Consider the following 13,612-nt stretch of genomic DNA (forward strand, 5'->3'; position numbering starts at 1 on the left):
TCAGCGAGCGAGCTGTGGCCGGGGGAGATGCTGGGATAGCCGCTCGTGCATCACAGGGTGAGGGGCATGTTGCCTTGTTCGGTTGGTATGCATCAACTTCCGGCGGCAAGTTGCGTAGTTGGTCGTCGACGGACGTTGGTCCTACGGCCCGCGGTGGTATGTGACCCTTTCATGGTCGGCACAGTCGACTGACGATGTCTAGGAAGTTTCGAGGCTCCGTTGCGGTGGTGAAAAGACCAATGACGCAGTAGAGTTCAGCCTGGCTGCACGTTGTGTCTGCTCTGCGCGATGTGTGAGTGGGCCCGATGTCAGTGTCGCGGGTTTGTCAGTGTCGCGTGTTCGCCACTTCCCGATCATGCATCGGCCAGGAAGTGAGATGTGTGAGATGCCGTGAAGGCCTCTCCCCCCTGGCTGTTTCGGCAAATACCTCGCGCTGTGACGCAGGGACACGCGATAGAAGATTGGCTGCCTCGTTCAGCCTGCATTGAGTGCAGCGGCTCGACAGCGGCTGTCGATTACTACTCGAAGACGTGATACGTGTTCGAGCCGAAGGAGATTCGACGATGGATGTACGGGACTACCTGAAGATTTTGCAGGCACGGTGGAAGATAGTCGCTGTCGTCACTGTGGTCGTGATCTTGGGCGCATTGGGCGCCTCGTTGATTGCCACGCCGATCTACCAGGCTTCCACGCGCCTGTTCGTGTCGACTTCTACCGGAACAACCGTGAACGAGGCTTACCAAGGTAACCAGCTCTCACAGCAGTTGGTCACTTCCTACGCCAAGCTCCTTACCGGCGAGACACTGGCACAGAGAACGATCGATTCAGTCGGGCCCGATCGACTCGGCGGGCTTTCCGCTGCGGAGATTTCGTCCAAGGTGACCGCCACATCGGCGCCGGATACAGTACTGCTCGATTTGAGCGTGCAAGATGCGTCGCCTGAACTGGCACGTGAAATCGCAAATGCGCTCTCGGACGAGTTTGTCGTGATGGTCAAAGATCTGGGTACGCCCGCAAATGGTGGCACAGCACCTGCGCGCGTCGTTGTCGAACAGCGAGCACAAACTCCCGCGGAACCGGTGTCGCCGAAGACTTCGCGGAACGTGGCGCTCGGTGCCGCGATCGGGCTTCTGCTGGGGATCGGGTTGGCTGTGGTGCGTGATCGCCTGGACAACACCGTCAAAGAGCGCAAGGTGGTCGAAGACATCGCCGGCGCGGCGATGGTGGGAACAATTCCGTTCGACAAGGAACGCGAAGTTCATCAAGCGATCAACTTCCACGAGGGCAACTCCGCAAGTGCCGAGGCGTACCGCGAGCTGCGAACCAATCTGCAGTTCCTGGCCGTGGATCGCCCACCGAGTGTCATCGTCGTTACGAGTTCTCTTCCCTCCGAGGGAAAGACCACGACTGCGGTGAACATCGCACTCGTGTTGGCCGAGGCAGGCAAGAAGGTGTGTCTCGTCGAAGGTGACCTCCGTAAGCCTCGCGTTTCGAAGTATCTGGGACTTATCGGAAGCGTTGGTCTGAGCTCGGTCCTGGCCGGGCAAGCAGATCTCGACGACGTACTTCAAGTCACGAGCAATGCTGACCTGACGGTTCTTGCCTCAGGTCCGATTCCCCCGAACCCGAGCGAACTTCTGGGCACTGACACTGCCCATGCGGTCTTTACCGATCTCCGCAGAAGGTTCGACTACGTCATCATCGACGCCTCGCCGTTGCTTCCGGTTACGGATGCTGCAGTTCTTTCAGCGCTGGCGGACGGTGCGCTAGTGATTGCTCGTCACGGCACGACGAAGAGGGAACAGCTGAGCAGGGCGGTCGGCAATCTCCACAGTGTGGGCGCGACGATTCTCGGTACTGTCATCACGATGACCCCGCTGAACGGTCGTGGTGTCTACGAGTACAAGTACTACTACGATTCCGATCCGGTTGTCGCTGACGTGGCCGTGGAAGGGTCCGTGGACAGCAATCCAGTCGGCGAACGAAAGGTCACGTCGACAGTCATCTGACCTGGTCGTACGTTAAATCCCGACGCCTCACAGGGCCCTCGAGCAATGCTCGAGGGCCCTTCTGTATGTGGTGAATCGGACGCAATTCTCTAGTCGGGTCCTCTGAGTCTGCGACGCGCAGTGCGGAATACGGGTTCATCGGCCGTCGCAGTAATTGGGTAGGCACGGGCATGCGGGATGTGACGCTGCGGTCTGAGCTGTCCCTGCTTGACCAGTGCCGCTATGACATCGAACATCGCTGCTATAGCCGTCGAATTGGTTGCGTACGAGTCCTTGTGGGCGTCCTGGCTGAGTCGTGCGACGAGTGGGGCGGGCCCATAGGTGGATCAGCCCGGTTCGGCGTTGTGGGTTGCGCACGGTCTCAGGCTCGACCTTGCATCCCGCGATGGGTTCGGGCAGTTGGTGTGAGAGTTGCTGGCGCAGTCTAGTGCAGTACCGGGACGCGATATTGACCCTGCCGCCGACTGATGGATCGTTCGAGACGGCAGATACCTTGGTGCTATCCAGTTGCGACACAGCTTGAACGAGTTCTGGGCCGATGTCCGTGCCCACACCGGCTGCTGTAACCGTCCTCGGAATCCTCGGAGCCCTTGGCGCTTCTCTTCTTTCGACACCGATCTACCAGGCCTCGAGCCGGTTGTTCGTTTCGACGTCGGCGGGTACCTCGGTCAACGAGGCACTGCAGGGCAGTCAACTTTCACAGCAGCGAGTTCTGTCCTATACAAAACTCCTGACCGGCCGAACACTCGCACAGCGGACGATCGACGAACTGGGACCGAGGGTGGTCGGCGGGATGTCGGCTGACGAGTTGGCCTCCAAGGTCACTGCCACGTCGGCGCCCGACACTGTGTTGATCGACCTCGCAGTCAAGGACGCGTCACCGGAACTCGCACGCGAGATCACGAACACTCTCTCATCCGAATTCGTGGCATTGGCAAAGGAACTGGAGACACCCGAGAACGGCGGAACACCGCCTGCACGTGTGGTCGTCGAACAGCAGGCTCAACAGCCGACTGTTCCGGTGTCACCCAAGACTTCGCGCAACCTCGCGCTCGGCGCAGTGGCGGGACTGGTTATGGGGATCGCGCTTGCGTTGATTCGTGATCGACTCGACAACACGGTGAAAGATCGTCGAACTGTAGAAGAGATCGCGGGTTCGGCGATGGTGGGCACGATCCCGTTCGACAAGGACGTCGAAGTCAATCACGCGATCGCTTTCAGTGACGGAAGTTCCGTGAGTGCCGAAGCCTTCCGTGAATTGCGCACCAACCTTCAGTTCCTCGAGGTGGACCATCCACCGCGTGTCATCGTCGTCACGAGTTCGCTTCCCTCCGAAGGTAAGACGACCACGGCCGTGAACATCGCTCTCGTCTTGGCGGAGGCCGGCAAATCAGTGTGCCTGATGGAAGGCGACCTCCGGAACCCGCGAGTATCGAAGTATTTGGGATTGCTTGGAAGTGTCGGCGTCAGTTCGGTGCTCTCCGATCAAGCGACGCTGGACGATGTGCTTCAGCCGACTGAGTTCGACGGGCTGACAGTGCTCGCCTCCGGACCGATCCCGCCGAACCCGAGCGAACTACTCGGCACGGACACGGCCAAACATGTTCTCGAGGAACTGCGGGCGCGATACGACTACGTCATCATCGACGCCTCGCCGTTGCTACCCGTCACGGATGCCGCGGTCCTGGCCGCGATGTCGGACGGTGCACTGGTGATCGCCCGACACGGCTCCACGAAGTGCGATCAACTGGCGCGCGCGGTCGGAAACCTACAGAGTGTGGGTGCGCACGTCCTGGGCACGGTCATCACGATGACGCCGTCTCGCGGACGCAATGCGTACGAGTACAGCTACTACTACGAGTCGGACAAGTCGCTACCGCAGTTGACCGCGGTGCCCGCGCTCAACGCTCACCGAAGTGAAGTCGGCTGAGCAGCGGGCCGAGGAGATCGGCGATCTCAAGTCCGATCTCGTGAAACACGTTCTCTTCCTTACCCATCGGATCCATGACGTCCTCGGGTTCGGTGGCACGAAATCGGGGTCTGGCGGCGGCGAGGTCCTCGACAGTTCCTGCATCTGCGAGCGAGCCCAACCGTGCGGCTTCTCGAAGTGTGAACGTGCGCTTGAGCCGCGCCGGAGCCATCGCCAGGACTTTGTCTCGCTGACTTTCGGTCATCGTGAGAATGAGGTCGGCGTCCGACGCCAGCGCTGCTGTCATGCGTCGGGCTTGAAACTCCGTGGGGTCGCCGCCGAGCCCCGCGAGAACCCTCGCAGCAGTTGGCTCGATCGGGTGTCCGACCATCGCCCGGGTTCCGGCACTCGAGGCGGTGAATCCGGTGACCCCGGCTTCGGCGGCATAAGCACGTGCAAGGCGTTCGCCCGTGGGTGATCGGCAGATGTTTCCCGTACAAACGAAGAGAACGTGCATGGCAGAAGCATAGGTTGCACACGCGACGCACTCGTCGTACGCCCGATGTTGGTTTCGCGCCCACCTGGCGTACGCGTTTCGGAAAGTTCGGACGCATACCAACAACACATGAAGATGACCGTGTTCGGAACGGGATACCTGGGGGCGACCCACGCAGTGTGTATGGCCGAACTTGGCCACGACGTGCTGGGAGTCGACATCGACCAGTCCAAGGTCGACAAGTTGTCTCGTGGGGAGGTCCCGTTCTTCGAGCCGGGTCTGACCGACATGCTGGAGAAGAATCTGGCGTCGGGTCGGCTGCAGTTCACGACTTCCTACTCCGATGCCGCGGATTTTGCGGACATCCATTTCGTCGGTGTGGGGACGCCCCAGAAGAAGGGGGAGTACGCCGCAGATCTGAGTCATGTTCATTCGGTGATCGACATGTTGGCGCCGTTGTTGCGAAAGCCTTCGCTGATAGTCGGGAAGTCGACGGTGCCGGTAGGCACGGCAGCGGCTCTCGGCGAGCGACTCCGAGCGACTGCGCCGGCGGGTGGCTCGGTAGAGGTGGCCTGGAATCCGGAGTTCCTGCGTGAAGGACACGCGATCGCGGACACCTTGAGCCCTGACCGGTTGGTTCTGGGGATCGATCGTGACCGGCCGGGAAACGCCGAAGGCGTTCTTCGCGAGGTGTATGCCGAGATACTGGGCGCGGGGGTGCCGTTCCTCGTGACCGATCTGGCGACGTCCGAGTTGGTCAAGGGATCTGCGAACGCGTTTCTCGCGACCAAGGTGTCCTTCATCAATGCGATTGCGGAGGTGTGCGAGGCGACCGGCGCCGACGTCACGATGTTGGCCGACGCTCTCGGGTACGACGCTCGGATCGGTAGACGATTCCTCAATGCGGGCTTGGGGTTCGGCGGTGGTTGCCTGCCGAAGGACATTCGGGCGTTCATGGCACGCGCCGGGGAGTTGGGTGTCGACCAGGCGCTGTACTTCCTCCGCGAGGTCGACAGCATCAACATGCGACGACGGACAAAAGCTGTGGAACTGGTGACGGCAGCCTGCGATGGCAGTTTGCTGGGAGCTAACGTGTCGGTGCTGGGAGCCGCGTTCAAGCCCGAATCCGACGATGTACGCGATTCGCCTGCGCTCAACGTTGCGGGAATGATGCAGTTGCACGGGGCGGCGGTCACCGTTTTCGATCCGAAGGCAATGGATAATTCTCGCCGACTGTTTCCCACCCTTCACTACGCAACCTCCACGTCAGAAGCTTGCAGGAATGCTGATGTGGTCTTGATCGCCACTGAATGGGACGAGTTCGCCTCACTGATGCCCGCCGATTTGGAACCACTCGTTCGGCGGCGGGTGATCGTTGACGCCAGAAATTGCCTCGATCCGGACCTGTGGCGCGCCGCCGGTTGGAACTATCGCGGATTGGGGCGGTAGGTCGAACGTCCAGGTAGCGAAAAAATAGCTGCGAGAAGGCCTTAGGTGAGATGCGCGAACCTCGCAGACCATGCCCAGTGGGTAGACTTCCGGCCGGGGAATGACGGGGTCTGGTGACGGAACCCGTCGACGGTCGACGAAGGTGGATCATGAACTTGGTTTTGGGTGTGACGGTGGGAGCCAGCGCTGTGCGTTTGGCGCGCCCGGGGACGCCCGACCACAGTGGTCCGGTGTTCCGATCCAGAGCGGTCGATCGAGGCCGCGAGATTCCCGAGGAAGTCGCAGCGGAGGCAACCGGCGTGGCCTTGACCGAGAATGCCGACCTCGGCAGCAATACGGTCGTCGCTTACCGGGATCAAGCGCAGGCCGGAGCACTCCAAACAGCGTTCGAACAGAAAGGCATCGACAACTTCGAGCTGGTTCCCGAAGTAGTCGCGACGCTTCGAATGCTCGAGGAGTTCGGTGCGTTGACCGATCAGAGCACACTCGTCGTCGTCGACATCGGTAGTTCTGGATCGACGATCAGCATTGTGGACAGGCAGATGCGGTCTACCGTCGTCACCGCCCGGTCGACGCGGGTCAGTGGAGATCACTTCGACGAGCTCGTCTACTCGGATCAGACCGTGCGTCGCCGTATAACTACGCCGGCCGACCCGGGCGGCGATGCCGAACTGCAGGCGCGATGCCGACTCGCGAAGGAACAGCTGTCCTCACGAAGTGCGGTGTGCCTGCCCGGCCCCGGCGGGCTTCTCCTGCTGTCGCGGGAAGTTTTCGATTCGTTGGTCGTCACGTCGGTGGAGGCCTTCGCACGCGAGATACGAGAGGTCATCGCAACGTCCGGCCGTAACCCCGACGCGATTCTCCTGATCGGTGGCGGTGCACGCATTCCGATCGTGCGGGCGACCCTCGCCGCGTGGCTGGAGTGCCCCCTCATCGCGCCCGAGCAGCCGGAACTCGTGACCGCTCAAGGCGCTGCGCTGATCGCGGAGTCGTCGATGACGCCATCGGCGCGCGCGGTATCTGCCCCGGTTCAGGTTCCGGCTGTAGCGCCGATCTTTGCGCCGTATCCGATCCACACCCCGGCGGAGGTACCCGTTCCGGTTCAGGCGTTCAGCCACGGAGGGGTCGCAACGCTCGCGGAATCGGAGCGGCCGAATGCCTTGTCCGAAGTCACTTCCGGCACGAAGTCCGTTCCGCAAGAACAGGTGCCGAGCCCTTACGCGGCGGAACTGCCTCAGCCGCGACCGAACCGACACGAGCAACGATTCGATCCGGCCGCAGATCTCGTGGTCGCCGACAGCGACCAGGCCACGGACGGATTCGGCACAGAACGTGACGCAGACACCGAGGCCGTGATGGTTGACGCCCAGGCGTACTCGGCGATGTACGAAGGCGAGGGACCCGGGGCAGGAACCGCACACCCGTCCTGGCTCGCCGGGACACAACCCGTTGAATCGACATCCAAAGAGCCGAGAAACCCGCTACGGTTCGCGGGCCTCGGCGCCGGTGTGATCGCGGCGATCGTGATCGTGGGGCTGGGATTGGGCTACGGAGGAAAGGTCTTCGATTCCGAGGACGCCGGACCCGTGGCAACCGAGGTGACCACGACGGCACCGACGACCACGACTACCCCGCCGCCTACGACCACAACGACCCCGCCCCCGACGACGACGGAGGAAGCCCCTCCGGTCGTCGAGGCTCCGCCAGTCGTGCAGGACACTTACGTGCCGCCCGCGCCCGCGCCCGCGCCGCCACCGCCGGCGATCTACATCCCGGGGCTTCCGCCGATTCTGTTGCCGGTTCTCCCACCGATTCCCGGACTCTGAGGCTCGCTTTCAGCGTTTGGAGTGTCGGCCACCTGACGTGGGGCCGACCTTGACCGCGCTACCGGGCGGACGGGCGAGAATCACGGCGATGGCAGTGGTGAGTGGAACCGAAAGCGCCAGGGCTATTCCGCCGACAGCGGACCTTACGATCTCGATTGCGACGGCGTCACCGACCAGGACGTCCTGAAGTGGGCGCCCGCTGACGCTGAAGAGCAGTAGCAGTGGCAGCGCCCCACCCGCGTACGCGAGAACCAAGGTGTAGACCGTGCTGGCGATGTGATCACGTCCGACCCGCATCGCACCGCCGAAGACTTTTCGACGGGACGCATGCTTGTCGAGTTCGGCCAACTCGAATGCCGAGGATGCCTGGGTGATGGTGACGTCGTTGAGAACGCCGAGCGAGCCGATGATGAAGCCCGCCAGCAGCAGGCCGGTGATGTCTATGTGCTCGATATAGGTCTGAACATTGGTGTTCTGCTCTTCAGACAAACCGGTGAGGTGTGTCAGTTCAATGCAGAGGTAGGAGAGAACCGCGGCGAGCACCATGGCGGCAAGGGTGCCGAGCAAAGCAGAACTGGTCTTGAGTGAGACCCCGTGCGCCAGATAGAGAACCGCGTACAAGATCACCGCCCCGGCGACCAGCGCAACCGGTATCGCAGGCTTGCCGTCGAGCAGAGCGGGTAGGAGAAACCCGACGACTACGCCGAAGGCGATCACCAGGCCGACGAGTGCGCGCAGCCCTCTCCACCGTGCGACTGCGATGATGACGACGGCGAACGCGATGACGATCAACGCCAGCGGGAGCCCACGCGAATAGTCTTCGAAGGAGTACTGCGTGTTTCCGTTCGGGTCGGTCTGACGCACCAGCCGAATGTGGTCACCCACGCGAAGGTCCGGCTGACCGGCGCCCGGAATGACCTCGAGCAATGTCTTCGTTCCGGCATTCGGCCCGGATTCGATATCGACGATACTTCGCTGGCACTGGTAGGCGGAGGTAGGCGGCGGTTGCGGGGCACCGACGAATACCCTTCCGGCAGAGGAACTTCCGCAGTCACCGAGATCCTGCATCGTGACGGTGCCCGCCTCGGTTTCCACCGAGCTGCCGTCGGCATTCTGGAAGGGGAGTGGGACGGGAATGGTGTTCTTGTCCGGCCACAGTGCGACAGCTGCCGCGACGACGACCATGCCGATGACGACGAGCAACCCGATGACGACGCGTGATGCGGTGGGGCCGATCTGAATGGGGCCACCGTGGCCATGGCCGTGACTCATCGGAAACTGAGTGTCGGACTGGGGATTTGCACCGGTGCAATGTTATCGGCTCCGAAGCGAATGGTCAGCTTCTGACGGCAGTGTCGGTGAAAGGCAGTGTCGCCGCAAGGCAGAGTCGGCGAAAACCGGTGCTACCGATGAGGGGTTGTGAAACTGGGATTGGTCGAGCTGGGTGGCGGGGAACAGGGGGGGTTGTCCCCGCCACCAACCTGGTATCCACAGGGGGGGAGGGATACCAGGTGCTCGCGGCACCGAAGTGCTGCTAACTAATGTACCCAATTTCAAACCGATTTGGCGCGTTGTCCAACTACCAATTTCACAACGAATCACGTACCGGTTGGACCGTTTTCACATCGGGGCAGGTCACTAAATAGTTAAAGAGTCAATCAAACCGCCTGGTTTGCGAAAAATGTGACCAAGGTCGCACAAATGCCCCGCAGTTTTACGTTTACGGGGCATTTGTACAACGAATTGTTTACTCGATTTCAGCCGGATTCAGCGTGAGAATCTACTGTTTGTAACTGGTGAGGAAGTTGCCGAATCGCTCGATGGCCACGGCGAGATCTCGGGCCCACGGAAGGGTGACGATCCGAAGGTGATCGTGATTCGGCCAATTGAACCCGGTGCCTTGAACCATCAGGATCTTCTCCTGGAGAAGCAGGTCCTGAACCAATTTCTCGTCGTCGTGGATCTCGTAGACGTTCGGATCCAGACGAGGGAACGCGTAGAGCGCGCCGCGAGGCTTCACACACGAAACGCCCGGAATCATGTTCAATCGCTCCCAAGCGACGTCGCGCTGCTCGAGCAGGCGGCCGCCGGGCAGGATCAGGTCTTCGATGCTCTGGTGACCGCCGAGGGCGACCTGAATGGCGTGCTGTCCGGGGACGTTGGGGCACAGACGGGTCGACGCCAAGAGATCGAGTCCCTCGAGGAAGCCGGCCGCGTGATCCTTCGGGCCCGTGATCGCCACCCAGCCGGAGCGGTAGCCGGCGACGCGGTAGGCCTTCGAGAGGCCGTTGAACGTCAGGCACAGCAGATCAGGGGCAAGTGTTGCCAGCGAGATGTGCTTGGCGTCGTCGTAGAGGATCTTGTCGTAGATCTCGTCGGCGAGCAGCAGAAGCTGATGCTTGCGTGCCAGATCGACCAACTGCTGCAGAACCTCCATCGAGTACACCGCACCCGTGGGGTTGTTCGGGTTGATGACGAGGAGAGCCTTGGTCTTGTCGGTGATCTTGGATTCGATATCGGCGATATCGGGATTCCAGTCGTTGGCCTCGTCGCAGAGATAGTGGACGGGCGTCCCTCCGGACAAGCTCGTCATCGCAGTCCACAGGGGGTAGTCCGGTGCTGGGATCAGAACCTCGTCGCCGTTGTTGAGGAGGGCCTGCATGGTCATCGTGATCAGCTCGGAAACACCGTTGCCGAGGTAGATGTCGTCGACGTCGAGCTCGGGGAAGCCGGGAACCAGCTCGTAACGCGTCACGATTGCGCGCCGCGCCGACAGAATGCCCTTCGACTCCGAATAGCCCTGTGCATAGGGCAGGGCGGCGATCATGTCCCGCATGATCACATCGGGGGCGTCGAATCCGAACGGTGCCGGGTTGCCGATGTTGAGCTTGAGGATCCGGTGTCCTTCCGCCTCCAACCGGGCGGCATGCGCGTGCACCGGTCCACGGATTTCGTACAGGACGTTCTGGAGCTTCGACGACTGCTCCAGCTCGCGCTGCGGCTGACGGTGGCGGACGGGTTCTGGTGTGCTCACGAGTTACATGATTCCACCACTGTGCAAGTGCATTGTCGGGGACCGTGTCGCACGCCCCGTTGGCTATTGTCGAGCGATGACCCCCAGCGAGCAGATTGCAGCCCCGTACGGATCGTGGACTTCTCCGATCGGAGCAGCTGATCTGGCTGCAGGTGGGCACCCTGTCGAGGGTGGACGATACGTCGGTGACGAGATCTGGTGGGCTGAACTTCGTCCGACCGAGGGTGGTCGGACCTCGATCCGTCGATCTGGTCTCGACAACCAACCCGTCGACATCCTCCCCGCGCCGTGGAACGCGCGTACCAGGGTTCACGAGTACGGCGGTGGCGCCTGGACGGTCACCGAGTCCGGAAAACTGGTCTTCAGTGAATTCTCCGATCAGCGGGTGTACATCCTCGAAGGAGTCACTCCACGGGCTCTGACGCCCGAACCGGCGTCGCCGGCCGCATTGCGATACGCAGACCTGCAGATCGTGAACGGCGAGGTGTGGGCGGTTCGGGAAGCGCACGCGGAGGACGGGGCGATCACTCGCGATATCTGCGCGATTCCGCTGGACGATTCCGGCAACATCCGCTCGATCGTCGGCGGCTCGGACTTCCTCTCGTCACCGAGGCTTTCGCCGAGTGGAACCAAGATCGCCTGGATCGCATGGAACCATCCGCAAATGCCCTGGGACGGTACCGAACTGAGGGTAGCTCCACTCGTCGACGGCGTCGCTCAGGCGTATTCCGTGCTGATCGGCGGACTTGAAGAGTCCGTCCTGCAGCCGGAGTGGATCACCGACGACGAACTCTACGCAATCAGCGATCGCAGCGGCTGGTGGAACATCTATCGCGTCGGCGGCAAGATCAGCCCGATTTGCCCGGTGAACGCGGATTTCGGTGGCCCGCAGTGGCGCTTCGGTGGGCGCTGGTTCGTCGAACTCGGCAACGGGCACCTTCTCACCGCACGCACCGTCGGAACCGACACGCTGGCGGTACTCGACCCGGCGTCGGGGGAACTGCGCGACATCGCGACCCCGGGTGTCACCAGCATCGGCCTCATGCAGGTTCGCGGCGATCGGTTACTGCTCATCTCGGGAGGCGCGAAACTGGCGGGCGCGCTACGTGAACTGGACCTCGGTACCGGCGAACTCACCGAAATCCGTTCGTCGGTCGAAGAATTGCCCGAGTCTGCCTACCTTCCGGAAGCGCGAGCCGTCGTGGCTCACGGACACGGGCGAGAAGTTCACGCCGTTGCGTATCCGCCGCGCAGTCCGCGATACAAAGGGCTCGACGATGAACGACCGCCGTATGTCGCGTTTGTTCACGGCGGGCCGACGGCGCACGTCGCACCGGCCCTCAACCTCGTCTACGCCTTCTTCACCAGCCGCGGAATCGGCGTCGTCGACGTGAACTACGGCGGGTCGACCGGTTACGGACGTGAGTACCGTAATCGATTGCGTGGTCAGTGGGGTGTCGTCGACGTGCAGGACGTCGTCACCGCCGTCAACGGGTTGGCCGAGCAGGGGCTTGCCGATCCGGCCCGCCTTGCCATCGAAGGCGGATCCGCCGGTGGTTGGACCGTTCTGGCCGCACTGACGACGTCCGACGTGTTCGCTTGTGGTGCTTCCTATTTCGGCGTGGCCGAACTGGACCTGTTCGTGCAGGAAACTCACGATTTCGAATCGCGTTACGTCGACGGTTTGATCGGCCCGCTGCCGGAATCTGCCGACCTGTACGCGGAACGTGCTCCACTCAACAACGTCGACGGGTTGAACTGCCCGGTGTTGCTTCTCCAGGGTCTCGACGATCCGATCGTGCCACCCTCGCAGGCGGAGCGATTCCGGGATGCTCTGGTGGCCAAGGGCATTCCGCACGCGTACCTGGCCTACGAGGGTGAATCTCACGGATTCCGCAAGCAGTCGACCATCATCAGCTCACGCAACGCCGAGCTGTCCTTCTACGGGCAGGTGCTCGGATTCACTCCACCCGGCATTCCGACGATCGAGCTGTGGAAGCCTGCGATCAGTAGCTGACGGCCCCGTGGCTGCGCGCGAAGGCCGCCAGGATCCTACTTGCCACCAGTGGCGGGGTCGACAGGTCGGCCCACGTCCACCTCGCGACCTCCCACCCTGCGTCACGGAGTCGGTCTTCGCGGAGCTTCTCGTTCCAGAGCGCGTCCTCGGGGCTGCGACCGGCGGGCACCAGTCGGCCGTACTTGATGCGGCCGTCGAACTCTCCGATGGTGCGCTGCTCACGCCACAGGAAGTCGACGCGGCCGGCGAACCCTCGAGCGTCGTGGATGTCGACCTGGGGTTCGGGGAGCGGTAAGTGTTCGTGCAGGAACAATGCGAGGCTCCGTGATTCACCGACGCTTTCGATACGGGAGTCCATCGCGGTGAGCGCGTGGAGCGCATGTCGATGGCGCGGATGGTTCGGGCTGAGTGCCAGCGATGCTGCAACCGCGTCCTTGGGAAACTTGAACGGTGCAACGCTGAATTGCCCACGACGAGAGCCTGTTCGAAAGTGAGTATCCTCGCGAGATCCGCAACAGTTCGTGCCGGAGTCGTGACGCGCAGCCCATCGACTTCGGTGATCTCGTTGTCCGCCAGCCATGTCGAGTGCACGTGACGTCGAGCGGACTTTCGGCCACCACCTCGCCGGTTCCGGGACAGGTGAACGACCTCGAGCGGAGTGTTCCAGAGTTCGAAACCGTGCAGAACCGCAGCCGAGACGTGGCTGACAGTGGCACCGGGTGAAGCGGCGCAGGCCACGGCCTCTGCCCGCAATCGATGTCGTCCGTATGCGTCGAGGCGGGACAGGTGGCCGCTGTCCACGTACGCACCACGATGGATTCTGGCCCAGGTTCCACTAGCGCAGGCCTGTCGGATCTCGGCATCGGTGCGAC

General features: G+C 62.1%; 9 protein-coding genes. 5 read left to right on the top strand and 4 right to left on the bottom strand.

The annotated features are described in order from the left end of the window. The first annotated feature begins 563 nt into the window (after positions 1-563). Both P3G66_RS22665 and P3G66_RS22670 read left to right on the top strand, forming a co-directional pair. Positions 564-2,009 (top strand): polysaccharide biosynthesis tyrosine autokinase, encoded by a 1,446-nt coding sequence (locus tag P3G66_RS22665; protein WP_007726623.1) that lies wholly within the window; start codon positions 564-566, stop codon positions 2,007-2,009. A 538-nt stretch (positions 2,010-2,547) separates the two neighbouring features. Then, positions 2,548-3,939, top strand: a complete 1,392-nt coding sequence (locus P3G66_RS22670) for a polysaccharide biosynthesis tyrosine autokinase (RefSeq protein WP_276117123.1) — start codon at positions 2,548-2,550, stop codon at positions 3,937-3,939. Here P3G66_RS22670 and P3G66_RS22675 read toward each other — a convergent pair. Further along, the gene (locus tag P3G66_RS22675; RefSeq protein ID WP_276117124.1) at positions 3,911-4,435 is read right to left on the bottom strand and encodes a low molecular weight phosphatase family protein; all 525 of its coding nucleotides are present in this window, start codon (positions 4,433-4,435) and stop codon (positions 3,911-3,913) included. The genes P3G66_RS22670 and P3G66_RS22675 overlap by 29 nt on opposite strands. A 108-nt stretch (positions 4,436-4,543) precedes the next feature. Between P3G66_RS22675 and P3G66_RS22680 the strand changes: the two genes are divergently transcribed. Together P3G66_RS22680 and P3G66_RS22685 are read left to right on the top strand one after the other, a co-directional pair. After that, positions 4,544-5,863 carry a UDP-glucose/GDP-mannose dehydrogenase family protein gene (locus P3G66_RS22680; RefSeq protein ID WP_276117125.1) on the top strand — a complete coding sequence of 440 codons (1,320 nt, stop codon included), beginning with the start codon at positions 4,544-4,546 and terminating at the stop codon, positions 5,861-5,863. Between the two features lie 149 nt (positions 5,864-6,012). Then, a complete protein-coding gene (locus P3G66_RS22685; protein ID WP_276117126.1) occupies positions 6,013-7,689 on the top strand; it encodes an Hsp70 family protein in 1,677 nt (558 codons plus the stop codon). A 9-nt stretch (positions 7,690-7,698) separates the two neighbouring features. Here the strand turns inward: P3G66_RS22685 and P3G66_RS22690 are convergent, their stop codons facing one another. Both P3G66_RS22690 and P3G66_RS22695 read right to left on the bottom strand, forming a co-directional pair. Continuing rightward, on the bottom strand, positions 7,699-8,961 hold the full coding sequence (locus P3G66_RS22690) for a YibE/F family protein (protein ID WP_064689383.1): 1,263 nt from the start codon (positions 8,959-8,961) through the stop codon (positions 7,699-7,701). Between the two features lie 508 nt (positions 8,962-9,469). After that, positions 9,470-10,723, bottom strand: coding sequence for a pyridoxal phosphate-dependent aminotransferase (locus P3G66_RS22695; RefSeq protein WP_003943683.1), 1,254 nt, complete (start codon positions 10,721-10,723; stop codon positions 9,470-9,472). Between the two features lie 76 nt (positions 10,724-10,799). Between P3G66_RS22695 and P3G66_RS22700 the strand changes: the two genes are divergently transcribed. Continuing rightward, on the top strand, positions 10,800-12,740 hold the full coding sequence (locus P3G66_RS22700) for a prolyl oligopeptidase family serine peptidase (protein WP_276117127.1): 1,941 nt from the start codon (positions 10,800-10,802) through the stop codon (positions 12,738-12,740). On the opposite strand, the gene P3G66_RS22705 is transcribed toward P3G66_RS22700, so the two are convergent. Next, positions 12,730-13,098, bottom strand: a complete 369-nt coding sequence (locus P3G66_RS22705; protein ID WP_276117128.1) for a hypothetical protein — start codon at positions 13,096-13,098, stop codon at positions 12,730-12,732. The genes P3G66_RS22700 and P3G66_RS22705 overlap by 11 nt on opposite strands. Positions 13,099-13,612 lie beyond the last annotated feature (514 nt).

Origin of the sequence: Rhodococcus sp. C3V (assembly GCF_029269915.1) — a bacterium.
GTDB lineage: Bacteria > Actinomycetota > Actinomycetes > Mycobacteriales > Mycobacteriaceae > Rhodococcus_F > Rhodococcus_F qingshengii.